Annotated in this window: 22 protein-coding genes; 9 read left to right on the top strand and 13 right to left on the bottom strand. The window is 38.8% G+C overall.

Features of this window, described 5'->3' with window-relative positions:
• Positions 1–148: 148 nt before the first annotated feature.
• The 4 genes from J655_RS08960 (at position 149) to rtcA (ending at position 3,789) form a co-directional block, all read left to right on the top strand.
• Positions 149–1,417, top strand: coding sequence for an RtcB family protein (locus J655_RS08960; protein ID WP_032005327.1), 1,269 nt, complete (start codon positions 149–151; stop codon positions 1,415–1,417).
• 29 nt (positions 1,418–1,446) lie between these two features.
• Positions 1,447–2,004 (top strand): hypothetical protein, encoded by a 558-nt coding sequence (locus J655_RS08965; RefSeq protein WP_032052276.1) that lies wholly within the window; start codon positions 1,447–1,449, stop codon positions 2,002–2,004.
• Positions 2,005–2,030: 26 nt separating this feature from the next.
• Positions 2,031–2,489, top strand: coding sequence for a DIP1984 family protein (locus tag J655_RS08970; protein WP_005073494.1), 459 nt, complete (start codon positions 2,031–2,033; stop codon positions 2,487–2,489).
• Positions 2,490–2,748: 259 nt separating this feature from the next.
• On the top strand, positions 2,749–3,789 hold the full coding sequence (rtcA, locus tag J655_RS08975; protein ID WP_032042560.1) for an RNA 3'-terminal phosphate cyclase: 1,041 nt from the start codon (positions 2,749–2,751) through the stop codon (positions 3,787–3,789).
• 33 nt (positions 3,790–3,822) lie between these two features.
• Here rtcA and J655_RS08980 read toward each other — a convergent pair whose 3' ends face one another.
• From J655_RS08980 to pheA, 5 genes are all read right to left on the bottom strand, one after another.
• Positions 3,823–5,283, bottom strand: coding sequence for an aminoacyl-histidine dipeptidase (locus J655_RS08980; protein WP_032052277.1), 1,461 nt, complete (start codon positions 5,281–5,283; stop codon positions 3,823–3,825).
• A gap of 150 nt (positions 5,284–5,433) precedes the next feature.
• Positions 5,434–6,864: a formylglycine-generating enzyme family protein gene (locus tag J655_RS08985; RefSeq protein WP_017480774.1), complete on the bottom strand. Its 1,431-nt coding sequence runs from the start codon at positions 6,862–6,864 to the stop codon at positions 5,434–5,436.
• Between the two features lie 233 nt (positions 6,865–7,097).
• Positions 7,098–7,481, bottom strand: coding sequence for a hypothetical protein (locus J655_RS08990; protein ID WP_002118252.1), 384 nt, complete (start codon positions 7,479–7,481; stop codon positions 7,098–7,100).
• A gap of 127 nt (positions 7,482–7,608) precedes the next feature.
• Positions 7,609–9,855, bottom strand: coding sequence for a bifunctional prephenate dehydrogenase/3-phosphoshikimate 1-carboxyvinyltransferase (locus J655_RS08995; RefSeq protein ID WP_032005323.1), 2,247 nt, complete (start codon positions 9,853–9,855; stop codon positions 7,609–7,611).
• A gap of 107 nt (positions 9,856–9,962) precedes the next feature.
• On the bottom strand, positions 9,963–11,072 hold the full coding sequence (gene pheA, locus J655_RS09000; RefSeq protein ID WP_002049199.1) for a prephenate dehydratase: 1,110 nt from the start codon (positions 11,070–11,072) through the stop codon (positions 9,963–9,965).
• A 183-nt stretch (positions 11,073–11,255) separates the two neighbouring features.
• On the opposite strand from pheA, the gene J655_RS09005 reads away from it, so the two are divergent.
• Positions 11,256–12,200, top strand: a complete 945-nt coding sequence (locus J655_RS09005; protein WP_032042559.1) for an alpha/beta hydrolase — start codon at positions 11,256–11,258, stop codon at positions 12,198–12,200.
• A gap of 41 nt (positions 12,201–12,241) precedes the next feature.
• Here the strand turns inward: J655_RS09005 and J655_RS09010 are convergent, their stop codons facing one another.
• The gene (locus tag J655_RS09010; RefSeq protein ID WP_005073480.1) at positions 12,242–13,387 is read right to left on the bottom strand and encodes an acyl-CoA dehydrogenase family protein; all 1,146 of its coding nucleotides are present in this window, start codon (positions 13,385–13,387) and stop codon (positions 12,242–12,244) included.
• 163 nt (positions 13,388–13,550) lie between these two features.
• A complete protein-coding gene (locus J655_RS09015; protein ID WP_032052278.1) occupies positions 13,551–14,909 on the bottom strand; it encodes a dicarboxylate/amino acid:cation symporter in 1,359 nt (452 codons plus the stop codon).
• A gap of 503 nt (positions 14,910–15,412) precedes the next feature.
• On the opposite strand from J655_RS09015, the gene J655_RS09020 reads away from it, so the two are divergent.
• Positions 15,413–16,426 carry a glycosyl transferase family protein gene (locus tag J655_RS09020; RefSeq protein WP_032052279.1) on the top strand — a complete coding sequence of 338 codons (1,014 nt, stop codon included), beginning with the start codon at positions 15,413–15,415 and terminating at the stop codon, positions 16,424–16,426.
• Between the two features lie 200 nt (positions 16,427–16,626).
• Here J655_RS09020 and J655_RS09025 read toward each other — a convergent pair whose 3' ends face one another.
• Both J655_RS09025 and J655_RS09030 read right to left on the bottom strand, forming a co-directional pair.
• Positions 16,627–16,899 (bottom strand): YeaC family protein, encoded by a 273-nt coding sequence (locus J655_RS09025; protein ID WP_002118245.1) that lies wholly within the window; start codon positions 16,897–16,899, stop codon positions 16,627–16,629.
• Entirely contained in the window at positions 16,896–17,804 is a 909-nt protein-coding gene (locus tag J655_RS09030; protein ID WP_032005317.1) for an NAD(+) kinase, read from the bottom strand. Before J655_RS09030 ends, J655_RS09025 begins: the two co-directional genes overlap by 4 nt.
• Positions 17,805–17,989: 185 nt before the next feature.
• Here J655_RS09030 and mrcB point away from each other — a divergent pair, with 185 nt between their 5' ends.
• The gene (gene mrcB, locus J655_RS09035; protein WP_032052280.1) at positions 17,990–20,386 is read left to right on the top strand and encodes a penicillin-binding protein 1B; all 2,397 of its coding nucleotides are present in this window, start codon (positions 17,990–17,992) and stop codon (positions 20,384–20,386) included.
• Between the two features lie 21 nt (positions 20,387–20,407).
• Positions 20,408–20,956: a tetratricopeptide repeat protein gene (locus tag J655_RS09040; protein WP_002118198.1), complete on the top strand. Its 549-nt coding sequence runs from the start codon at positions 20,408–20,410 to the stop codon at positions 20,954–20,956.
• Positions 20,957–20,981: 25 nt separating this feature from the next.
• On the opposite strand, the gene J655_RS09045 is transcribed toward J655_RS09040, so the two are convergent.
• The gene (locus J655_RS09045; RefSeq protein WP_032005313.1) at positions 20,982–21,878 is read right to left on the bottom strand and encodes an NUDIX domain-containing protein; all 897 of its coding nucleotides are present in this window, start codon (positions 21,876–21,878) and stop codon (positions 20,982–20,984) included.
• Between the two features lie 136 nt (positions 21,879–22,014).
• Here J655_RS09045 and hemP point away from each other — a divergent pair, with 136 nt between their 5' ends.
• Entirely contained in the window at positions 22,015–22,185 is a 171-nt protein-coding gene (gene hemP / locus J655_RS09050) for a hemin uptake protein HemP (protein WP_002118129.1), read from the top strand.
• 72 nt (positions 22,186–22,257) lie between these two features.
• Here the strand turns inward: hemP and J655_RS09055 are convergent, their stop codons facing one another.
• The 3 genes from J655_RS09055 to J655_RS09065 all read right to left on the bottom strand — a co-directional run bounded on the left by J655_RS09055 (position 22,258) and on the right by J655_RS09065 (position 24,725).
• Entirely contained in the window at positions 22,258–23,598 is a 1,341-nt protein-coding gene (locus J655_RS09055) for a sensor histidine kinase (protein ID WP_032005311.1), read from the bottom strand.
• A complete protein-coding gene (locus J655_RS09060; RefSeq protein ID WP_014207221.1) occupies positions 23,595–24,257 on the bottom strand; it encodes a response regulator transcription factor in 663 nt (220 codons plus the stop codon). Before J655_RS09060 ends, J655_RS09055 begins: the two co-directional genes overlap by 4 nt.
• A gap of 108 nt (positions 24,258–24,365) precedes the next feature.
• On the bottom strand, positions 24,366–24,725 hold the full coding sequence (locus J655_RS09065) for a NirD/YgiW/YdeI family stress tolerance protein (protein ID WP_017398588.1): 360 nt from the start codon (positions 24,723–24,725) through the stop codon (positions 24,366–24,368).
• Positions 24,726–24,751: the final 26 nt, after the last annotated feature.

Genomic DNA, 24,751 nt, shown 5'->3' on the forward strand with positions numbered 1-24,751 from the left:
TTATTTTCAATATCTTGTATTTAAATTAACTATTTTAAAAAAGTTGGCACACTCAGTGCAATAGTACAAAGCACACAACATCATTCGGATATTGTGAATAACACCTGCCTGCAAACGCTTGGCAGGCAGGCTTTGAAAGGAAAAGAAAATGTCTGTCATTGAAGAAATTAACCAACAAGCTCAGTTTGAACAAAAGCAGCAAGAACGTTCTTATGAAGTTCTGCAAAATGAAAAAAGTATGCCAGTCAAAATGTGGACTAAAGGCGTGCTTGTTGATGACAACTCAAAACAACAATTATTGCAAACAGCTCAAATGCCTTTTATTTATAAATGGATGGCTGTTATGCCAGATGTACACTTCGGTTTAGGAGCAACTATTGGTAGCGTAATTCCAACTAAAGGGGCAATTATTCCTGCAGCTGTGGGTGTAGATATTGGTTGTGGAATGATGGCAACTCGTACAAGCTTAACTGCTTCAGATTTACCAGATAACTTACATGCACTACGTACTGAACTTGAACGTTTAATCCCACATGGAATGACTAAGCGCGGACGTGATCGCGGGTCATGGGAAACTCCACCAGAAATGGTAGATCAAGCTTGGACCGATCTGGTTGCAGACTTTGAATACATTTGTGCAAAACACCCACGTTTAAAAAACACCAACAACCGCAAACATTTGGGAACTTTAGGTACGGGAAACCACTTTGTCGAAATCTGTTTAGATGAGCATGATCATGTTTGGATTATGTTGCACTCAGGTTCTCGTGGTGTAGGAAATGCTATCGGTAATCATTTTATCGAACTTGCCCGTAAAGACATGGAGAAGCATTTCATTAATTTGCCAAATAAAGATTTAGCATACCTAGTAGAAGGAACTGAACACTTTGATGATTACTGGTTTGCTGTAGGTTGGGCTCAACGCTTTGCAATGAAGAACCGAGAAATCATGATGCAATCTGCGATTAAAGCCTTGGCGACTATTGTACCAAAGCCTTTTCAGGCACGTTTGGAAGCAGTGAACTGTCACCATAACTATGTGGAAAAGGAAGAACACTACGGTGAAGAAGTGATGGTCACTCGTAAAGGTGCAGTTCGTGCGCGTTTAGGTGAATATGGAATTATTCCAGGCTCAATGGGAGCGAAGTCGTTTATTGTCCGTGGGCTTGGAAATCAGGAATCTTTCTGTTCATGTTCGCATGGTGCAGGTCGTGTTATGAGCCGTACTGAAGCAAAAAGACGTTTTACTGTTGAAGATCAGATTGCACAAACTGAAGGTGTGGAATGCCGTAAAGATGCTGCTGTTATTGATGAAATTCCTTCGGCATATAAACCGATTGAAGATGTAATGAAAGCACAAAGCGATTTGGTTGAAGTGGTTTATACATTAAGACAAGTGGTGTGTGTTAAGGGCTAGATAATTTACCATACCCAGAAGGTGAGCATATGTTTGTCAAATTAGATCATTTGAAGACAAAAGAGTTACAATCTGATCTTGATGCCATAAAAGCCGTATTTGAAGTATTTTTGTTTAATGTCGTACATAAGACAGAATCTTCGAATACGCTAGCTATTCATCAACAGATGTTATTGAATTGTGAAAGTTTAGCAATAGAAAAAACGTTAGACTTAAATACTTTAACCACTAAAAAATTAGATCGCAGCCTTGTAAGTTTTGATCGTTTGGACAAACCTAATTTATTTTCTAGACATAATTGGTTTTGGGGTTTGTTAGAGGCAATCATTGATCCACCATATGGCACAACCCTTACCCATTCTAATCAGGTAGCATTCTTTCAAGCTTTCTTGCGGCTATGCCTTTTCACGGAGAAAGACTGTGAAATATATGATTGGGTTGGTTATTCAGGTAGTGGTCGGGAAGAAAGTTCTGAATGGAATGATTATTTTGAACCGGGCCGAGAATGGTGGGGTAATTGGTGCTTAACCATCTATTCACCAGAGCAAAATAAAGGCTGCTTACTACTTGCCAGCTCAACAGATTAAAGAATAAATTTTTAGGAAAATAAAATATGAAACTCGCAGAAGCACTTTTACTTCGAAGCGATCAACAAAAAAAGCTCGCTTCGTTAAAACAACGAATCAATGCGAATGTATTGGTACAAGAAGGTGATGAACCTAGTGAAGATCCAAATGAACTCATCAAACAAGTGTTTGCTTTAACTCAGGAAAGCAATCAATTGATTTGTCGTATTCACTTGACCAATGCACAAGCAAAACTGGAAGATGGCAAAGTATTGTTGTCCCTATTAAGCTTGCGTGATAGTTATGCTGAACAGCATAAGATTTTAATAGATGCGATTGCCAATACACATCGAGAACCTGATCGTTATAGCTCACGTGAAATTAAGTGGAAGAAAGTCATTCCTGTTTCTAGCTTACAAAAGCAGGCGGATGATATCAGTGCAAAACTCCGTGACTTAAACGTTAAAATTCAGGCTGCTAATTGGCAAATTGATCTAATCGATTAAACAATAGATTTTGTGAAATCATTTTCACAATCAAAGTTTGGACATACTGGGCGAGTACAAGATCCTGCGTTACTCCGATCTGAGGGATTGAAAATAATTCAGGCGGCTATGGCAGCATGTGAGTCGTGCATCGATATTCACTTATGAGACTCAGCACTATGCACCTAGTAAACCTTTGTCGAAAACAAAGTCAAACGTTACTTCGCATTACCATGTACTGACAGTATGTTTATTAAATTAGAAAATAAGGAAAACAGAAGTGAATAAAGCTTTGGCAAATATGCCCAAAACCATCCAAATTGATGGTTCACAAGGTGAAGGTGGTGGACAGATTTTAAGAACTGCTCTTGCCCTTTCAATGATTACAGGTCAGGCATTTGAATTAATTAATATACGTGCAGGACGTAAAAAACCAGGATTAATGCGTCAACATTTGGTTTGTGTACAAGCATCTCAACAAATTAGCCAAGCTTATGTAGAGGGTGCTGAATTACATAGCCAACGTTTATATTTCGCACCTCAGCATGTTCAAAGTGGTAAATATCAATTTCAAATCGGTTCAGCGGGTAGTACAACACTGGTTTTACAAACGCTTCTACCTGTTTTGTTATTACAAAATGAAGCTACTGAACTCACCATTTCAGGGGGTACACATAACCCCCTTGCACCAACAGCAGATTTTATTGAACACTGCTTTTTACCTGCTCTAGCTCAAATTGGAATTAACGTAGATTTTAAATTAAGTAAAGCCGGCTTCTTTCCAATTGGTGCAGGTGAAATTCAGGTTACCGTTCAACCATGGCAACATCGAAACAAGCTAAATTTATTAGATCGCGGTGCTTTGCAAAGTAATGAGGCCTTTGCAGCTGTATTAAATCTTTCAGAAGAAGCACAGATAGCACAACGTGAATTAACCACATTAAGTAAAAAACTAAACTTAAGCTCTCAGCAGCAATATCATTTAAATGGAATTAGCCAAGGCAATACAGTCTATGTGAAAGTTGCTCATCAATATCACACTCAACTGTTTACAGCTTTAGGTGAGATGCGCAAAAGTGCAGAGCAAATAGCTGAACATTTAGCAAAAGATGTAAATCTATATTTATCTTCGCAGGCTGTTGTAGATGAGTATTTGGCAGATCAATTGCTTCTGCCTTTAGCTTTAGGTCAAGGTGGTGAATTCACCGCACAATGTATTAGCGAACATACTCGTACTCAAGCAGCCATGATTGAAAAATTTATTGATTGTGAAATCGAATTTGTCGAGTTAAATCCACATCATTTTCATGTAAAAGTTTAAGAAGCTCACAATTGAGCTTCTTATTTGTAAAAACTACTCTACAGATGCTAAAGCTGTTACCAACAGCTTCCAGCATTTCTCTACAGTATCAACTTTGACTCGTTCACCCGGTGCATGCGCACCTTGAATATCCGGTCCAAAAGAAACCATTTGTAAATGTGGATAATGCTCGGCAATAATCCCACACTCTAAGCCTGCATGAATTACTTTTAGATTTGGCTCAATATTAAATGCATTTTGATAGGCCTGCTGTAAGCACTTTAGAGCAGCTGAATCTGGATTTGGTGTCCAACCCGACACTAACGGCGTAAGTGTAGAGCCGATATTAAATTGACTGAAATGTTTTTGAATTTTTTCTGCAAAGTCTTGAGCTTCTTGGTTCACCATTGAGCGGACCATTAAGACAGCTTTTCCGCCTTCTCTATTTAGTCTTACCACTCCAATATTATTTGAAGTCTCAACTACATCTGATAGAACCTGACTCATACTTGCAACGCCATAAGGACTTGTTGCTAAAGCTTGCAACCATTCATTTTGCGGTTGTTGAGCAATCACTTCGGTCACTTCAGCACTATTAGGCTGAATAGTTAATTGCAGATTGTCATCAATACCTTGTAGCTGTTTTGTCCATGCTGTTTGATATTCAGTGAGTAATTGTTCTAATTCAGGCAATTGGTTAGATGAAATGGCAATGGTTGCTACAGCTTCGCGAGGTAAAGCATTACGAGCTGTACCACCTATAAACTCAACAAGCCGTCCACCAAGCTTCGCTAAATGCTGATTTAAAAAACGGGCCAGCATAACGTTGGCATTACCACGTCCTAAATGGATATCTACGCCAGAGTGGCCACCTTTAAGACCAGCCACCTGAATATTAACAATATTCAAATTTTCAGGAATTGGTTCATAATTAAGCGGTTGCTCAACTTCAATATCAATACTACCAGCACATCCGAGATACAACTCGCCCCACTCTTCTGTATCAATATTAAATAGCCACTTCCCTTTTAGTACCCCTGCCTGTAAAAGTCGCGCACCACTCATCCCTGCTTCTTCATCAACTGTTAGAAGAACTTCAATTGGCCCATGAGCAATATCATTTGAGTCTAAAACTGCCAAAGCTAATGCTACCCCAATGCCATTATCAGCACCTAAAGTAGTATCTTTAGCAATTAACCAGCCATCTTCGAGGACTGGCTGGATCGGGTCTTTAAAGAAGTCGTGTACTGTGCCAGTATTGGCTTGAGTGACCATATCTAAATGGCCTTGCAGAATAACGCCAGACACATGTTCTTTACCCAGAGTCGCATTCTTACGAATAATCAAATTCCCCACTTCATCTACGTAAGTTTCTAAATTTCGACTTTCGGCCCAGTTTTGTAAAAATTCACGAAGCTGCTGTTCATGCTTTGAAGGACGAGGAATAATGCAAAGTGTTTGAAAATGCTGCCAAACCACTTGAGGAGATAAGTTCGAAAAATCAAATGGCACCATATATTTATACTCTCACAAATATTCTTAATAAACGTAGGTTTATTGAAAGATAAGACATTATCAGCGCAGTTTTAGGTTTTTATTAAAATCGACGCTGATAAATTAAAAAATGACTTTAAATGTAGAATATATTAGGTATAAAAATCAAAGCTAAATTTCGCGAACCAAACGGAATCCCCACATAATTGAACGAGCTTGTGAAGTTACATAAGCATTACGATAAGCAGTTCGCACATTATAAGTGTTATATATCCATGCCCCTCCACGTAAAACTGGGAAATTACACTGTCCATTATTTTCTTCACCCCAGCGACGATTGGTAACAGGGGCATTTTGATAATTTGGATGCCAGCAATCATCCACCCATTCTCGTGCGTTGGCACTCATATCATATAAACCAAAATTATTAGGCAAGAACTTTCCGACAGGCGATGTTATTCCATAACCATCTGTACAATTAAATAAGGCCCAAGTACTTGTTTGTGGTAGTGCTTGGACTGTCGTAGGGTCTAAAACATTTGCATATTTGCATGCCTCTTCATGATTCAAATCATCTCCCCAGTAAAAGGCTGTTGTCGTTCCGGCACGAGCAGCATACTCCCACTCAACTTCTGTTGGTAAGCGGTAGGTCTGACCTGTTTTTTTAGATAACCATTTCGCAAATTCTCTTCCATCTTCACGACGAACACAAACTGCAGGATCCTGAGATGTTTGAAAGAAACCAGGATTGCTAGGTGTTAAATCATCTCTGTACCACATATTAAATAGGCCATCTCGCTCTTCCCAATTACGGCACCCTTGTACCTCCCATCCCGTTTCTTTTTGGAAAGCCTGAAACTCTGCAATTGTTGTTTCATAAGTTGACATTGCAAATGGTTTTTCGACTTGTACTAAGTGCTGAGGCAATTCGTATGGTCGAGATTGAGCTGGTACATTTTGTTGCTCTTGCTCATTTATATTTCCACCCATTAAAAAGCTACCAGCTGGAATAACCGTCATTTCTGGACAAAAACTATCTGAACAATCTTTGAATTTAGACTTTGCTAGAGTTGATTGATTAATATTGGTGTTGGTTAATGACGCTAATTTAATTTCAGGATTCATATTTGGCGGGTTATTGATTTGACGAATCAATAAATTAATTGTTCCTTGCCATTCACTTAACATTTCCCTTAGCATGGCAGGTCGTTCAATACTTACGCCTGTTCCATCATAGTCTGGAGCATTACACCTCGCTCTTAATACAGTTGACTCATCGGTAAGCTGAGCTAGTTTCGGAATAATTTGATTATCAAGAAAAACTCCTAAATTATTTGAACTAGCGATATTGGCTCTTAGTTCTGCCGCTGATTTTTGAGCAATAGCTGCCTCACTGATAACTTTAGAATAGACACTATCACACTGATTTTCTTGCCATACTAGATTTTGCTTAAGATTCTCTAAAGAAGTAATTGTTCCTTCTAGCAACTTCTGGTTTGTTGAGTTTATGGTGGTATCTTTATCATCACTATTACACGCTGATAATAAGGAGATAATCAATATACCAAAGCCTTTTGAATAATTACTGGAAATTATGTTCATGTTAATTCTCTGTAAAATAATATAAATAAGAAGAGGAAATTGAGTAGTTCTTTGTTAAAAAGCATTTTTAAATTAATAGAAAATTAGTTCAAAATTCAAACAATATTATTTTTTCGTTTGTTAATTTTTATTAAATAATGTCACTACAAAAATAAATAGTTCTTATCAATATTAATAAATAAAAAGGGTGAACAAATATGTTCACCCTTACTTCATAAAATATATTTAATTGATCAAGACTTCCAAACAAATTGGGAAAAGCTATGATCAGCTTTCAAACTATTTTCAACGGCCTGTGCAAGCTGACGAATAATGCTTTGTGTTTCGATTTTCTCAAACCAGTCTTGTTCTTCATCAGGATTGGCAGAGATTTCACACATCAAATGCCCTTCATGGTCTGTTTTCTGGCAAGTAATCGATAATGGCAAAAGATGATTATCAATACTCACTTCTACTTTTTCATGTTCATGCACAATGTGCTGCGCATCAAAACCATAATGCCCCAATTGTTTAAACAGTAAAGCCGCTACATATTCTTGAGTGATATGGCATTCATTTGGTGGATGATCAAGCACTCCATGTTGTGGGCAACTGGCAATAAATTGTAATTTTTTCATCCTTTGTCCTAACACTATTATCATTATCTGCGCTTAGCATAAGCAATAAACAAACAGCAGCCAAGCCTTTAGCCCGCTGCTGCCGTTGCTATTGTGTTAGCAATTATAAAATGTGTCAGGTCAAAAGTTATTGGCTAACTTCGATTGTTAAGCCTGCACGATTCGCCAACTCAGTGAAAGTCGGGAAGCTTGTCGCCACAGTTTCAGTCCCCTGAATTGTAATCGGACCAGAATTACGAAGCCCTGCCATACTAAAACTCATCGCAATACGGTGGTCATGATGTGATTCAATTTCGCCGCCAGTAAAGATTGGTGACCAATCGCCAGATTTGCCTTTACCTTCGATAATGATGCCATCATCAGTTGGGGTGCAGTCAATACCCATGATTTTTAAGCCATCAGCCATGACCTGAATGCGGTCAGACTCTTTCACTCGAAGCTCTGCTGCACCAGTTAATACAGTTTGACCTTCGGCACAAGCTGCTGCAATAAATAAAGCTGGGAATTCATCAATTGCCAAAGGTACTTGGTCTTCCGGCATATGAATGCCTTTAAGTGTGCGTGAACCTTTAATATGAATATCAGCAATAGGCTCGCCACCGGCAATACGTTCATTTTCAACAGTCAAGTCAGCACCCATCTGTTTTAAAATTTCAATTACGCCAGTACGTGTTGGGTTAATACCTACAGCTTCCAGAATAACATCAGAACCCTCAGTAATTGCAGCACCCACCATAAAGAAAGCAGCAGATGAAATATCAGATGGAACCTGAATATCAGTACCTACTAATTTTCCACCACCAACGAGTGAAATCTTGTTGCCTTCGGTTTTAACATCATAACCAAATGCACGAAGCATACGCTCTGTGTGGTCACGAGTTGGTTCTGGCTCAGTGACTGAAGTTTCACCTTCAGCCCATAGGCCCGCAAGTAAAATACCTGACTTCACCTGAGCAGATGCCATTGGCAAGTCGTATTGAATGCCTTTTAATTGCTGAGCACCAGTAATACTTACAGGTGGTGTACCTTTCTCACCTGTTGTCTGGATTTGCGCACCCATTAAACGCAATGGCTTAGCAATACGTTCCATTGGACGTTTAGAAAGTGATGCATCACCTGTCATCACTGAATCAAATTTTTGTGCTGATAACATGCCTGAAAGCAAACGCATGCTCGTTCCAGAGTTACCCATATACAAGGCACTCGCTGGTGCTTTTAAACCATGCATGCCCACGCCATGAATGGTCACTTCACCATTCTTAGGGCCTTCAATGCTTACACCCATATCACGGAAAGCTTGCAAAGTTGCCAAAGCATCTTCACCTTCAAGGAAGCCAGTGACATGAGTCGTGCCTTCGGCAATAGCACCAAACATAATGGAGCGATGTGACACAGATTTGTCACCCGGTACGGTAAATTTACCTTTAAATGCCTTATTTCCCGGTAAGATACTGAATTGCTGTGTCACCTTATTTTTCTCCATTAAAGGTTTTTTGGCTAACATATGATTGAAATGCTGACGTGCTGCCTGAGCATGGCCGAGTAAACCCATTAATGCATGAGAGTCTTCGTTTTCAATCAATTTTCTAAGTACGGTAAGTTGCTTTTCGAAGCCATCTACAGCATTTAATATGGCTGTTTTATTGGCAAAGAAAATGTCATGCCACATTTGTGGATCACTAGCTGCAATCCTTGAAAAGTCGCGAAAGCCACCTGCTGCATAGCGGAAAATATCAAGATTATCTTCACGATTCGCAAGTTGCTCAACCAAATTAAATGCCATCAAGTGCGGTAAATGACTTGTATGTGCTAAAACTTCATCATGCTTGGCAACGTCCATACAAATGACTTCAGCTTTAGCAGCAGACCAAAGTTGAATTAGTTTATCAACAGCCCATTCTGCACTTGTTGGTAACGGCGTTAAAATAACTTTGTGATTTGCAAATAAATCGACCTTACCTGCATGAACGCCCGTATGCTCACTACCAGCAATAGGATGTCCTGGTACAAAACCTGCTGGTAAATCTTCACCAAATACAGCTTTTGCTGCATCGACGACATTACCTTTTGTACTTCCCACATCAGTTACAATCGTGGTTTCTGTCAAATAAGGTTTAATTAGCTCAAGCACTTTTTGTGTTGCACGTACTGGCAAGGCCAAAACAACTAAATCTGCCCCTTTCACAGCCTCTACAGGATCAGAAAATCCTTGTTGTATTAAGCCAAGTGACTTTGCATCTTCTAAAGTTTTTTGTGAGCGTGTAGAAGCCACAATAGTTGTCGCCAACTTTTCTGCAACAATAACTCGCGCCAAACTCGACCCGATGAGTCCTAAACCAATAAATGCAACTTTTTTAAATAGGGGTTGTGACATAACTTCAACTTTGCTTTTGCTCAAAGTGATTTAAATCTTTGAGCAATTTGTTTTTAAGCATAATGACATGCCCATCTTGATGCATGTCATTATTCCAACATGAGTGATTAAAGAACGGCAGCAGGATAAGAGCCTAAAATACGAAGCTCTTTTACCATTGGGCGAATATCATTGATTGCCGCAGCAACATTCTCTTGATCGATATGACCTTCTAAATCGATAAAGAATACATATGCCCATTTTTCAGGTAATGCTGGACGGGTCTCAATACTTGTTAAGCTAATATTATGTTTTGCAAACGGCGCTAAAATTTCTAATAAAGCACCAGCACGGTCATGTGCTGAAATTAATAACGATGTTTTGTCATTGCCACTTTGTGGAATTTTTTCACGGCCAATGACTAAGAAACGAGTAGTATTTTCCGGATTATCTTCAATATTGCTATGTAAAATTTCAAGGTTATACATACCTGCTGCAATATCAGATGCAATTGCTGCTGAGTGCCATTCGTTACGAATACGGCGTGCAGCTTCTGCATTTGAGTTTAAAGCAACACGTTCAACACCCGGATAATGCGCGTCTAACCATTGACGACATTGAGCCAAAGTTTGTTGGTGTGCGTAAATCTGTTTAATACTGTCTTTACGTGTATTTTCAGAGACTAGAAATTGATGATGAATACGTAATTCAACTTCACCAATCACATTTAAATTCGATGTTTTAAAACAATCTAAAGTATGGTTCACAATACCTTCAGATGAGTTTTCAACCGGAACTACACCATAATGTGCGCTACCCGCTTCCACTTCACGGAACACTTCATCAATTGTTGGTAGTGGACGAACAACTGCATCTTTACCAAAATGCTTAAGCACGGCAGATTGAGTAAAAGTCCCTTCCGGTCCTAAGAATGCAATACTTTGCGGAGCTTCTAAAGCAAGGCAAGCAGACATAATTTCACGGAACAAACGCGCCATGGTGACATCAGACAAAGGACCTTGGTTGCGCTCCATGACTTTGCGTAAAACTTGTGCTTCACGTTCAGGACGATAAAACAAAGGATTCTCTTCAGAAGCAAATTTAGCTTTAGCAACAGCTTCGGCAAGGCTTGCGCGGCGATTTAATAATTCTTGAATCTGTTGATCTACACTATCAATATCTTCACGAATTTGTTCTAAACTAAGAGAAGTCGTTTTGTTTTGATCATCGTTGATCATTAGAATGCAGCCTCAGTAAAATCATCTTTTAAACGAGAGTATAACAATAGTCTGCTTTGATTTGTTAGGCAATATAGCTGTAAGAGCTTTTTTCATTAACCTTTTTGCTTCCATTTCTTGATTACTTTATTTGATAATGATTTTCATTTATCATTTGTATAATAAATTTTATTATCGCCCATTATGCAAAGATCATTTTTCCTTTTATCTACTAGTTTTTTATTGAGTACGTTAATAAGCTGTTCTACCTTCGCCCAAACGCCTATACAAAATCAACCAAAAATCGTTTTTCAAAATAATCAGGCTCAATTTCAAATTAAATCTAAAAATACAGGCCATGATTATCTTATTCAAATTTATAAACCGCCTGTCGCCCCGCCCCAACATGGGTATCCAGTACTTTATATATTAGATGGAAATGCTACATTTCCAAGTGCTGCCAATATTGCTCAGTCGATTGGCGCTGGTTCTACCAAATTAGGACTAGATCCACTCATGATCGTAGCGGTTGGCTACCCTCAGCAAAAAACCTTTGATGTGCAAAAGCGTGCTTATGATTATACTCCAAAACCTTCTGCTGAATTTCAAGCACAAGGTAAATATAAATATGGGGGTGCCGATCAGTTTATTGCTTTTTTAAATAGCGAACTCAAGCCTACAATTGCAAAACAATTTCCGATTAATAGCCAACAGCAAAGTCTTTATGGACATTCTTTTGGAGGTTTATTTGTGCTTTATCATTTTTTTCAAAAGCCAGATGCATTTCAGCGTTACTTTGCTGCAAGCCCTTCCCTCTGGTTTGACCAAGGCATGTTATTTCAGCAGTTAAATCATTGGCAAAGTCAGAAACCAAATCATTCCCCTTTACTCATGACCACAGTCGGTACACATGAGCAAGGTGGTCCTCGCACTCAACTTAACAATAAATTTAATGAAGCAGATTTCTTTAAAGCCTTAGAAAATGAACGTTCAAACCAATTTAGTTATTGGCATTTTTATAACCCTGCTGAACAACACATTACAAATTTGTATGCGAGCTTACCTAAAGCCCTTGTGTTTGCTTCTTGTCAAAATTTAGAAAGCTGTAAATCTTTATTTGATGAGCCATTGCAGAAAACAGCTAAATAATAAAAAAGCCTACTCAAAGGTAGGCTTTTTTGAAGCTATTATTAAGCTTTACCGATTAATCCACGCGCCACGATTTCTTTCATAATTTCATTTGTACCACCGTAAATACGTTGAATACGAGCATCTACAAAGAAACGTGAAATTGGATATTCAGTCATATAGCCATACCCACCAAAGAGTTGCAGCAAGTTATCTGCGACTTTCATTTGCATGTCAGTGCTGAAACTTTTAAGCGCTGCTGCTGTTTCAACATCAAGTTTACCTTCTTGATATAGAGCAACGTTTCTCTCGTAAAAAGCAGCTGTAGCAAGCTCATCAATTTTTGCTTGTGCTAAAACAAAACGCGTATTTTGGAACTGTGAAATAGGTTGACCAAATGCATGACGCTCTTTTACATAAGCAGTTGCCAAATCAATTGCACCACGAATAGCGCCAATTGCGGTAGATGCAATAGCGGTACGTTCACGTGGTAACTCTTGCATTAAATAAGCAAAGCCTTGTCCAGCTTGACCGAGTAACTGGTTTTTAGGAACTTTAACATTGTCAAAAAATAGCTCAGATGTGTCTTGAGAATGTAGACCGATTTTGTCGAGGTTGGTACCTTTCTTAAAGCCTTCCAGATGAGTATCTGCCAATAATAACGACACCCCTTTCGCACGCGCTTGAGGATCAGTTTTTACTGCAAGCACCACAAGGTCAGCATGTTGTCCATTTGAAATAAATGTTTTTGAGCCATTTAATAAATAATGGTCATCTTGCAAAATGGCACTGGTACGCATTGATTGTAAATCCGAGCCTGCTCCAGGTTCAGTCATACCAATTGCACCAACCACTTCACCTGTCACCATTTTCGGCAACCAATATTGTTTTTGCTCTTCTGTCCCGATGTGTAAAATATATGGTGCAGCAATTTCAGAGTGGCAAGAAATCGCTGTTGATAATGCACAGAATCCAGCACGTGCCGATTCTTCAACCAACATTAATGAATAATAGGTTGGTACGCCGTAACCACCGTATTCTTCTGGAACATCCACACACAAAAAGCCATTTTCGCCCAGTTGATTCCAGACAGCACGTGGCATGATTCCTTCGCGTTCCCATTGATCGTATTGCGGTGCAATATGCTCATTCATAAAACGTTTAAAATTATCACGGAATAATTCTAAATCTGCATCGTATGCCAACATAATATTTTCCTTCGGCTTTATTGTTTTATCTAATCTGATTGTTGTGCATGCTAATCATTTTTTAAGCTACTGTCATGACATAGCTGCTCATTAAAACTGTACTTTTCAGTCAGCCAATAAAAAAGGAAGCCAAAGCTTCCTTTTTTATATAGGTTTATTTGAATTAATCTAAACCTTCAGCGACTTGAGGAGTTTTTTGCTCCATCATTTTTCTGTCGACTTCATCTGGATTGTTTAAAGCATCATTTAGCTTATCTTTATCTAAAGCACCGACCCATTTTGCAACAACAATCGTTGCTAATGAGTTACCAACGAGGTTAGTTAAAGCACGTGCTTCTGACATGAAACGGTCAATACCTAAAATCAATGCCAAACCTGCTACTGGAATATGTCCAACAGCAGACAAAGTTGCAGCCATAACAATAAAGCCAGAGCCTGTTACACCCGCCGCACCCTTAGATGAGATTAAGAGTACTAATAGCAAAGTAATCTGATGTTGAATATCAAGCTGTGTATTTGTTGCCTGAGCAATAAAGATTGCAGCCATAGTCAAATAAATTGACGTACCATCAAGGTTAAATGAATAACCTGTTGGGATAACCAAACCAACCACAGATTTTTCACAACCTGCAATTTCAAGTTTACGTAACATGCGAGGCAAAACAGATTCAGAAGAAGATGTACCAAGTACAATTAATAACTCTTCACGAATCAGGCGAATCATCTTAAGAATACTGAATCCACTAATACGGCTGATTGTACCCAAAATTAAGAAGATAAAGAGTAAGCACGTAATATAGAAGCAGATAATGAGCTGCCCTAATTGTACGAGTGAACCAACGCCATATTTACCGATAGTGAATGCCATTGCACCGAATGCACCAATCGGAGCCAATTTCATGACCATATTCACAATGTTAAAGAACACATGTGCAACTTGATCAATAAATTTTAAAACTGGACGTCCTGCATCACCTAACTTATGTAAAGCAAAACCAAAGAGGATTGCAAAAAGAAGGACTTGTAAGATTTCACCATTTGCAAATGCACCAACCACCGTATCAGGGATGATGTGCATTAAGAAATCAATGGTAGATTGTGACTCACCAGAACTGACGTATTTTTGAATGCCCGAAGTATCGAGAGTGGTAGGGTCAACATTCATCCCTACACCCGGTTTAGCAATGTTAATTACAACAAGGCCAATTAGAAGTGCAATTGTTGAAACGATTTCAAAGTATAACAACGCAACGCCGCCAGTTTTTCCGACTGACTTCATGCTTTCCATGCCAGCAATACCGCTTACCACGGTACAGAAAATAACTGGAGCAATGATCATCTTGATCAAGCGAATAAAGGCATCACCTAATGGCTTGAGTTTTTTACCTAACCCCGGAATATGCTGTTCGACACCATTGACAATTTGCGTTGAGCTTGGGGAAAAATGTCCTACCAAGATACCCGCAATAATTGCAATAATCACCTGAAAATAAAGTGATTTATAAATCGGTTTTTTAGCCATAACTTTACTTCAATCTATATTTCCAAGTCCGTTGGAAATACCAAAATGAAACGTCTATTCTTTACGAATACACAGCCCTAACCTTTCACATTAACACCGCAAAAGGGAAATGGTTTTTTGTGAACAAAAAACCTTCCTACTACCTCAATGAAAACAAAATCAATGTTTTCTAAAACAGGAGAATACCTGAAGTTTCTAACCACTTTGAGTAGCTAGAAATAACCTCTTACTTTTTCAATAAAAAGCTGAAGATATAGGAGAATCACATAAAATTATGATATGAGTGCTCAAAAAAGCACGGGAAAGTTTACTCGAATTAAATAACGATTCGGTTAATTTTTTAGCTAATACGCATAAAAAACACTCAGGTAACCCTAAGACTTTAGTATAAGAAACACTTTTGATATTTTTTCAGCAGCTTTTTATGTCATATTGATTAAATACTTGTGGACATTTCATTTTGAGCTGCCTACATCCCATCATTTTTATTGTTTTGAACTACGATGAATACTAAACGTAATATCTATAAAGATGCTGAACATCCCTTTGCTCAATATGTCCGTATTTTAGGTAAGGGGAAAACCGGATCTCGCTCTTTAAGCTATGAAGAAGCTTATCAAGCATTTACCATGATTTTAAAAGGCGAAGTGTTAGATGTGCAGCTAGGCGCATTTTTAATGCTGCTTCGGGTTAAAGAAGAATCTATTGAAGAACTCGCGGGTTTCGTTCAAGCAACCAAAGACCAGCTTCATTTTGAGCCTTTAGATGTTGATTTAGATTGGTCATCTTATGCAGGTAAGCGAAAACACTATCCATGGTTTTTATTAGCCGCTCTTACGCTTGCCCAGCATGGCCATAAAATTGTTATGCATGGTGCGTCAGGTCACACGCTTAACCGTGTTTATACAGAGCAAGTCTTAGAATATCTTGGTTATCAAATTTGTCATTCTGAACAAGAAGTTCGTACACAATTAGCAGAGCAAAATTTTGCTTACTTACCACTAGACGTGATTTCACCAGTTTTAAGCGAATTGATATCTCTAAGAAATGTCATGGGATTGCGTTCACCTATTCATACTTTGGCCCGTTTAATCAATCCTTTTAACGCTAAGGCTACCTTACAAGCAATATTCCACCCTGCTTACAGAACTACTCACCAACATAGCGCATTACGCTCAGGCTATCAAAATAGTGCCGTTATTAAAGGCGAAGGTGGTGAATTTGAACGAAACCCAGATGCTAAAACACTCATTTGCGGTATTAAAAATGGTGAGCTCTATGAACATGAGTTGCCAAAGGTCACACCTGAACGAAGCCCAATTGAAGAAGAATTAGATTTAGCAACGTTTAAAGCAGTATGGCTTTGTCAACAGCACCATGAATATGGAGAAATAGCCGTAACAGAAACCATCGGAATCGCGCTATATACGATGGGCGTTGTTGCTAGTTTTGAAGAAGCGATGCAAAAAGCAAAAGTGTTATGGAATACACGAAATTTAAGCAATCTTAATTCGTAGTTAACAAATGCTATCGTGAAGGTCGACATGGATGTCGACCGTATCACTGCGATACAGGAAGTATCGTCAGTGATACAAAGGATTTTTGGTTACTTTTGATCCTTCAAAAGTAATAAAAGCCTATATGCTATAACTTATGAAAAACATGCTATATAAGGCTGTATGGAATAACCAAAAATAATTTTCTGTCTTATTAAGTTTTAAACAAAACGAATAGGTTTAAACTCTGGCTCATGCTTGTGATGATCATCATCACACTCTTCACCTTCTTCTTTTGTACCACGGTCAATATAACCGCTACGCTGATCTTCTGGTAAGTTCTTCAACTCCCAAGCGATTACAGCTTGCATACAAGTTTCACGCTGCTCTTTGGTTAAAACAACGCCGTTTGGCCATTTACCAATTTCTACTGCTGTTTTTAAACGCTCTACAATTTCAGGGTTTAAAACAGATAGCATTTGTTCAATATTCATGATTCATCTCTTTGAAAAGATTCAAAATCTTGGTTCCAACCAAGTTTGGTACGGCAGGCCATATAGAAATCATAACCTGGTGGATGCAATAAACTTAGTTTAAATGGGTGTTTACGGATGTGTAAACTGTCTCCAACATTGAGCGAGACACTATGTTGCCCATCTGCACTCACCATTGGTAATACCCGATTTTCGCGAATAACGATTTTAATTTCGCTTTGACCACCGACTACGATGGGACGTGATGACAATGTATGGGGATGCATTGGAACTAATGCAATAGCATCCATACTTGGATGTAAAATTGGGCCACCACCTGACAATGCATAAGCCGTTGATCCGGTTGGCGTCGAAACAATTAAACCATCACTATGTTGGCGGTAAACATATTGACCATCAATATTAAGTTCGAAGTCAATCATGTGTACTGATTTACCCGAGTGCAAAACCACATCGTTTAAAGCAATGGCGTCATAAATGACTTCACCATTTGTTCTTACTTCCATTTCAAGTAAGAAACGACGGTCAAGCTGGAAATGCCCTTGAAGTACTTGGTCAAGTTTGAAAATGGCTTCTGAAGGTTTGATATCAGTTAAAAAACCCAACCGCCCACGGTTGATACCAATAACAGGCGTATTGTAGCGAACTAAAACTCTAGCAGCGTGGAGTAAAGAACCGTCACCTCCAACAACTATGACTAAATCAGCAACTTCACCCAATAAATGACGACTTACAATTTGTGCATGATCATAAGGCACTAATTCAGCAGTTTCCTGATCAAAAATGGGGTTTAAGCCTAGGTTCAACAAATGATCATGAATTAAACATAGTGTTTCTACTACTGATGATTTATCTGGTCGACCGATTAACCCGACGTTTCTGAAGGACTTATGTGAAATTTGCACGAATGAGTAAGCTCCGCAGCGATACTTGGCTATAATAACATTAACCTGATTAATTTAAAAAAACATAACAACAAGATGCAGTAAAATTCAATCTAAGTTTTCCAATTATTCACAGTTTTATCATTGCAAATTGATGACAAGCTATCGCATCATTACAGGCATTGTTAGGGTTTTATCTCATTTTTATGAAGTTTGAACGTGGTATCGGTTTCTTTGCACTAATCTTTTCTATTTTGGTCATTGGTGCTTTTATTGCTCTTAGTATCTATCTGATTCGTTTAGATAATATTATCCGTGAAAAATTTGAAGGACAACGGTGGGATATTCCCGCCAAAGTGTTTGCACGTCCTTTGGAAATTTATAATAACGCACCTATTACCCAAGCAAATTTCACTCAAGAACTAAAACTCTTGGGTTACAAAACTTCAAGTAATTATGACAAGTCTGGAACCTATGTTGCTCAGGGCAGCAATATGTATATCCACACGCGTGGTTTTGATTACGGCGACAGTGTCGAACCCGAACAAGTACTAGAGTTAAGTTTTGCAAATGATCAGGTTGCTGAAGTTCGAAGTACAAAACCTTCTTCAACGGGTGTTGCACGACTAGAGCCACTTCTGATTGGAGGGATCTACCCTCAACATAATGAAGACCGTGTTCTCATTAAACTGAATAATGTCCCTAAACCACTTATTGAAGCTTTAATTTCAACAGAAGACCGTAATTTCTATCATCATCACGGTATTTCAATTCGTGGTACTGCCCGTGCATTAGTGAGTAATATCACAGGTGGTAAACGTCAAGGTGGTTCAACCCTGACTCAGCAATTGGTTAAAAACTTCTATCTCACACCTGAACGCACATTAAAACGTAAAGTTAATGAAGCATTAATGGCTTTACTCATTGAGCTGCATTACAGCAAAGATGAAATTTTAGAAGCCTACTTAAATGAAGTGAATCTAGGCCAAAATGGTAGCTACTCAATTAATGGCTATGGTTTGGCTTCTCAATTTTATTTTGGTTTACCTTTACGTGAGCTTAGCGTTGCACAACAAGCTTATTTAGTTGGTTTAGTGCAAGGCCCTTCTTTATATAATCCTTGGAAAAATCCTGAAGGTGCAAAAAAACGCCGCGATACCGTGTTAAATAACATGCGTGTAATGGGCTATTTAACTCAAGCAGAATATGAAGATGAAATTGCACGTCCTTTAAATGTGTTAAGTAAGCCAAGTTTGGGCCCTGCAAAATTCCCTGACTTTTTAGATATTGTGCGTCGTCAATTACGCACAGAATATCAAGAGAGTGACTTAACTAATCAGGGCTTACGTATTTTTACGACTTTAGACCCAATTACTCAAACCCAAGTTCAAAATGCGTTTAAAGCTTCTGTAGAGCGTTTAGCAAACAGCAACCCAGCCCGTTTGAAAAACTTACAGGGTGCGGTACTCATTGCACATCCAGAAAACGGCGAGCTCGTTGCTGCTGTTGGTTCTACACAAGACTTTACTGGTTTTAACCGTGCTTTAGATGCAAAACGCCAAGTCGGTTCTTTATTGAAACCTGTCATTTATTTAAGCGCTATTGAATCGGGGCGTTACAACTGGGCAACCCAAATTGAAGATGCACCGATTAGTGTTCCTGTAGATGGCGGTAAAAGCTGGACACCTAAAAACTACAGTGGTGGCGGACATGGTGTAGTCAGCCTGAGTGAAGCTTTAGCAAATTCATATAACCTATCTGCTGTGCGCTTGGGTCAAGAGTTTGGTTTATCTACATTTACAAACAACTTAAGAAAGTTTGGTGTTGAATCGACCATTCCTGCCTACCCTTCTATTTTCCTTGGGGCAGTCAATATGTCACCAATGGAGGTTCTTGGAATTTATGAGAACTTTGCTACAGGTGGCTTTAAATATCCGACTCGTGCAATTCGATCTGTCGTAGATGCCAATGGCCGCCTGCTTGACCGTTATGGCCTGAATGTTCAACAAACCATTGATCCATCTGTTGGCTATATTATGAATTATGGTCTACAACAGGTCATGTCTTCGGGTACTGGTAGCGCAGCTTATAATAGCTTGTCTCCTGCTTTAAAGTTGGCAGGTAAATCAGGTACGACTAACGATACACGTGACTCATGGTTTGCGGGCTACTCAGGTAACCACGTTGCTGTAGTGTGGTTAGGTTTAGATGACAACAAAGTGACTGGATTAACAGGTTCATCGGGTGCATTGCCAGTATGGATTAATGTGATGAAACAATTACGTCAAACGCCTGTAAATCTACGTCAACCAGACACAGTACAGTGGCAGTGGATTGACCGTGCAACGGGTGATTTATCTGCTCAAGCTTGTGATGGTGCTATGTATATTCCGATGCTAACGCATACGGTTCCGCACCGTGCTACTCCATGTGGAGCACCTTATTATCAAGTTGATCCAACATATACGCCACAAAGTGATAACACAATTCCTGACTCTCAGGATGATAATACCGACAGTTATATTCGTGAAAGTGAAAACCAGATGGAACAAGATCTGTCAAACAACTCACGAGTAATTTCAAGTGGTAGTTATAACAACTAAGCGTTAACAGGAAATTAGGATATGTTGAAGAAAGGTGTTTTTTATATTGGTGCTGTTCTTATGGTCGGCTGTACAACTCTGCCCGATCATTCTGACTCCAAAGAGAAAACACCTACTCCTCCAGTCAAAAAGACGGAAACTCCATCAGGTGTAAAAATTACGCCTTATGATCACCCAGAAATTCAACGTAAAAATTTACAGGTGATTGTTCCTCAGCAAAAAAAGCCTCAACATTTTAGTGATGATGGCAGCCAGTTACCTGCATTTAAAGTTTTAATGCAAAAAACACAGCAGGCTTATAAAAATCAGCAGTGGTCAGAGGCAGAGCGCTATGCACTTCAAGCACAGCGTTTAGCACCACAGGCCGCTGAGACTTATTTATTTCTTGCACTTACGGCAAATCATAAACAGCAATATTCTAATGCTGAGTCTTTAGCAAGACGTGGTTTGAGTTTTGCCCAAAGTCAGCCAATGAAAAAGCAGCTTTGGTTGGTTATCTTAAAAGCTGGGCAACAACGCAATAATCAAAAAACTGTTCAAGAAGCACAGCAAGCATTAAAAGCCCTTTAGCTTTTAATGCTTTTTTATTTTCTCATTAGAAATTACGAATACCTCCTAAGCCATATGCACCATGCTGCTGTGCAGTGGCTAAATCATCCGGATGCACTCCTCCTAATGCAAAAACTGGAATCTGGCTATTTTGAGCGAGATCACTAAAACGTTCCCAACCTAATACAACAGCATCTGGATGAGTCGTTGTTGGTTTTACAGGACTAATAAAAACAGCATCACAACCAATCTGCTGAGCTTGTTTTAAAGAAACGGCATCATGACAAGCAGCAATATAACGTACGCCCACTGTTAAATCGCCTTTATGCAAATTCATGAGTTGAGATTGCTTTAAATGAACTGTCTTTATTTGTTTTTGTAATTCAGGACTTAATTGATGCCAGATATCTACATTTATAATTAAACTTGATCGTTGCCCTTCATCTAAAGCAGTTAATTGCTCTATATACTGCGGCTCAAATTCTTCGATACGCCAGTACAATAAAGCATCACTACTTTCTACCGTTGAAAGCGTATTGCTAATTTTGATGAGATGAGGCCAATAGAGTCGTTTTATGATGTTTTTATTGGCTTTTGGAAAGTTTAAATGAAGTAGCTGATCACGTATGTACCATGCCCATGGCTGGTGAATAAGATTTAATAACTCATCAGGTACATAACTATGGAACAAATGAAGGTTGACGATAATGTCATCATATTCATGGTGAATATAATCAAACTGATGCCAATCTTTTAAACCAATACCCACCTCTTCATAAATCTCACGGCGGCAGGCTTCTTCTGGTGTTTCACCTTGTTCAACCTTTCCACCAGGGAACTCATGCTTTCCACCTTGATGTTGCTGCTCTTCGCGCCATCCAACTAATATTTTTCCACGATGGATCAAGATTGCTATAGCGACATCGACTATTGGTTTGGGCATCTTTTTACTCTCTAAAACTTTTCTCAAGTGTAAGCAAATTTTATCATTTTATAAAATCTTAAAAATCTCATTGACAGATCTATTCGATAATGATTATCATTTAAATCGTTCAAGAACATACCACGGAGCACAACAAATGAACGCACCTTTTAGCTTATTTACCCGTAACAATGACACAGCTCACGCCTTACCAATGTTACATTCTAATAACCTCTTTGCATTAGGCCGTGAAATTCGCATTATGCATGCTGGCGAGGAATATCGTTTACGCCTCACTCGCAACAATCGCCTAATTTTAACTAAATAAAAAATATACTCGCGTTTCAATAATATTCGTGGGAAAACAAAAAATGGATAGCATGGGTAACCATGCTATTTTTTATGAAGGAAGAATAATCTCTGCCCTCAGACCACCTTGTTCAGCATGCATAAAACGTAATTTGCCATTATGCAATTCAATAATTTTTCGAGTAATTGAAATTCCTAAGCCAGAACCTTGCTGCTGAGTACCCAGTACCCGAAAAAAACGCTGCCCTAACCGTAATAGCACTTCATCATCTACTCCATTTCCCGTGTCTTCAATACACACCTTAATTTGCTGTTCATATTGACTAATCTCAACATGAATAGAGCCTAGTGTCGGGCTATAACGAATGGCGTTATCAAATAAATTTCTAAAAGCAATAAACAGTAATTCTTCATTCGCATATGTTTTAGTTTCTGTCGATAAAGTATTGGTCTCTATCAACATCTGTTTAGCTTTCGCGTCTAAATCTACAGTTTCAATGACTCTTGCTAGTAAGTAATTTAAATCGATAACTGTCTTAGGAAGTTCAGGCTGTTCAGCTTCATTAGGTTCTAAGCGGGCCAGAAGTAATAAATTTTCAAGTATTTTTGTACTTCTAGAAACGTCTTCTTGTATGCGTTCAAAATCTTGATGAAGTTCTGGAAGATGTTGGTATTTACGCTGCAAAACCTGAAGACGCATTTGTATGGCAGATAAGGGAGAGCGTAGCTCATGCGAAGCATCCGCGGTAAAACGCTGTTCAGCAACGAGAGCTCTTTGCAGTCTTGCAAGCAATTGATTTAAAGCATCTATAACAGGTTGAATTTCTGTAATGACATCCGGCTCTTGAATCGGTTCTAAATTTGATGCAGTTTTTTGAGCAATCCGTCTAGAGAGTAGATTTAACGCGGCCAACTCATGTTCGGTACGCCAACTTATAATCACCCATTGTAATAGCCAGAACAACACCATAAGACCGCTATATCCAGCAAGTGCTTTAAGTACCTCTTCCACACGCGTACTCATTGGTTGAAAAACTTCAACTTGTAACTGAGAATCTTCTTGTTGTGCAGCCAGACTACGCCATAATTGACCATCAAACCAAAAATATGAAAAACCTTCCGATAAGTTACCTTGTTCAAAAAGTTCATGCTGATAGGTATGAGAATGAGTAAGTACTTGGCCTGTGTTTAATAACTCATACTGAATATCAAATTCATCACTCAGCTCATCAAACTGTTTCATGGAGTGTTCAGAAAGATCGGAAACCAGCAAAGTATCTGAAATTTCATCCATGATTTCGTCTTGCACTGACATGTTGTGATAGATCGAAAATATGGTGAGTAAGCTTAAAGCCAGTAATCCCACCACGATACTACTCCACATCGTAGTTTTAACCAGTTGAGACTGCAAAGATGAGCGATTCGATTTCATTTTACATCTCCCATACGGTAGCCTAGCCCCCGTATGGTTTTAATACTGCTGCTTCCGATTTTTTTTCGAAGTTGATAAATAAATACTTCGATTGCGTTACTTTCAATTTCCTCGCCCCATGCATAGAGTGCTTCTTCTAATTGATCACGGGTAATAATATGCTCGGGATGCACCATAAGCTTACGCAATATTTGGAATTCTTTTGCCGTTAAATCGATAGACTTGCCAGCGCTTAATACGACTTTCGCTTGTGTATCAAGTTGTAGGTCACCCCATGTTAAAACCGATTGCTGACTCAAAGTTTGTTTGCGTAATTGAGCGCGGATGCGAGCCGATAATTCTTCTAAACTAAAAGGCTTAACCAAATAATCATTTGCACCTAAATCTAGCCCCTCTACCCGATCATGAATGCTGTCACGTGCAGTAATAAAAATAACAGGAACATTTTTTTGTTTATGGCGGATCGTTGTTAAAACCTTTTCACCAGCCAGTTGAGGTAGTCCCCGATCAAGCAAAATACAGTCATAATCATGCTGTTCGATTGCCGTAAGTGCATAATCACCTCTTTCGACCCAATCTACCTGATAACCGTCTAACTCTAACCATGATTGAATGCTTTCAGCTTGAGAGCGATCATCTTCTGCAAGCAAAATTCTCATCTATTTTTCCTGTTATATCCTGATTTGATCTTGCCAAGCCTTTATAAAAAAAGCAAAGCCGCATGATTTAAATGCGGCTAAAAGTAGTAGATCTACAGACCTTATTCATTAGAACTGAACTTGATCCACATCAATTTCTACTCGTTTTAAAGGTTTATAGTCAATGTCTACTTCACCAATTAAAGTCACATTTGTATTGGCTGAAATAGGGCGACCTTGCCAAAGTTCATCATCTACATCAATTGTAATGTTACCTGTCTTGTCACGGAATTGATATTTTTCATCACCTAAAGACTTTACAACCTGACCATGTAATTTGATCGGTGTATTATCTTTTGAGGTTAATGCCTGTTTTACTGTGGTGACAGTTGCCGGAGCAATTGCAGCTTGATTCACTGGTGTATTCGCGACAACTACGCCAGCAGCAGTCATACCAGCAGTCATCAACATTACTTTAAGCATATTCATATTATTACCCTCTGTTTATGGTTCCC

Source organism: Acinetobacter sp. 1294243, assembly GCF_000588015.1.
In the GTDB taxonomy this organism is placed as follows: Bacteria; Pseudomonadota; Gammaproteobacteria; order Pseudomonadales; family Moraxellaceae; genus Acinetobacter; species Acinetobacter pittii.

Excerpts from the sequence above, each read along its gene's own strand:
- J655_RS08960 (WP_032005327.1), top strand. The coding sequence starts at position 149 with ATGTCTGTCATTGAAGAAATTAACCAACAAGCTCAGTTTGAACAAAAG.
- J655_RS08965 (WP_032052276.1), top strand. The coding sequence starts at position 1,447 with ATGTTTGTCAAATTAGATCATTTGAAGACAAAAGAGTTACAATCTGAT.
- J655_RS08970 (WP_005073494.1), top strand. The coding sequence starts at position 2,031 with ATGAAACTCGCAGAAGCACTTTTACTTCGAAGCGATCAACAAAAAAAG.
- J655_RS08980 (WP_032052277.1), bottom strand. The coding sequence starts at position 5,283 with ATGGTGCCATTTGATTTTTCGAACTTATCTCCTCAAGTGGTTTGGCAG.
- J655_RS08985 (WP_017480774.1), bottom strand. The coding sequence starts at position 6,864 with ATGAACATAATTTCCAGTAATTATTCAAAAGGCTTTGGTATATTGATT.
- J655_RS08990 (WP_002118252.1), bottom strand. The coding sequence starts at position 7,481 with ATGAAAAAATTACAATTTATTGCCAGTTGCCCACAACATGGAGTGCTT.
- J655_RS08995 (WP_032005323.1), bottom strand. The coding sequence starts at position 9,855 with ATGTCACAACCCCTATTTAAAAAAGTTGCATTTATTGGTTTAGGACTC.
- pheA (WP_002049199.1), bottom strand. The coding sequence starts at position 11,072 with ATGATCAACGATGATCAAAACAAAACGACTTCTCTTAGTTTAGAACAA.
- J655_RS09005 (WP_032042559.1), top strand. The coding sequence starts at position 11,256 with ATGCAAAGATCATTTTTCCTTTTATCTACTAGTTTTTTATTGAGTACG.
- J655_RS09010 (WP_005073480.1), bottom strand. The coding sequence starts at position 13,387 with ATGTTGGCATACGATGCAGATTTAGAATTATTCCGTGATAATTTTAAA.
- J655_RS09015 (WP_032052278.1), bottom strand. The coding sequence starts at position 14,909 with ATGGCTAAAAAACCGATTTATAAATCACTTTATTTTCAGGTGATTATT.
- J655_RS09020 (WP_032052279.1), top strand. The coding sequence starts at position 15,413 with ATGAATACTAAACGTAATATCTATAAAGATGCTGAACATCCCTTTGCT.
- J655_RS09025 (WP_002118245.1), bottom strand. The coding sequence starts at position 16,899 with ATGAATATTGAACAAATGCTATCTGTTTTAAACCCTGAAATTGTAGAG.
- mrcB (WP_032052280.1), top strand. The coding sequence starts at position 17,990 with ATGAAGTTTGAACGTGGTATCGGTTTCTTTGCACTAATCTTTTCTATT.
- J655_RS09040 (WP_002118198.1), top strand. The coding sequence starts at position 20,408 with ATGTTGAAGAAAGGTGTTTTTTATATTGGTGCTGTTCTTATGGTCGGC.
- J655_RS09045 (WP_032005313.1), bottom strand. The coding sequence starts at position 21,878 with ATGCCCAAACCAATAGTCGATGTCGCTATAGCAATCTTGATCCATCGT.
- hemP (WP_002118129.1), top strand. The coding sequence starts at position 22,015 with ATGAACGCACCTTTTAGCTTATTTACCCGTAACAATGACACAGCTCAC.
- J655_RS09055 (WP_032005311.1), bottom strand. The coding sequence starts at position 23,598 with ATGAAATCGAATCGCTCATCTTTGCAGTCTCAACTGGTTAAAACTACG.
- J655_RS09060 (WP_014207221.1), bottom strand. The coding sequence starts at position 24,257 with ATGAGAATTTTGCTTGCAGAAGATGATCGCTCTCAAGCTGAAAGCATT.
- J655_RS09065 (WP_017398588.1), bottom strand. The coding sequence starts at position 24,725 with ATGAATATGCTTAAAGTAATGTTGATGACTGCTGGTATGACTGCTGCT.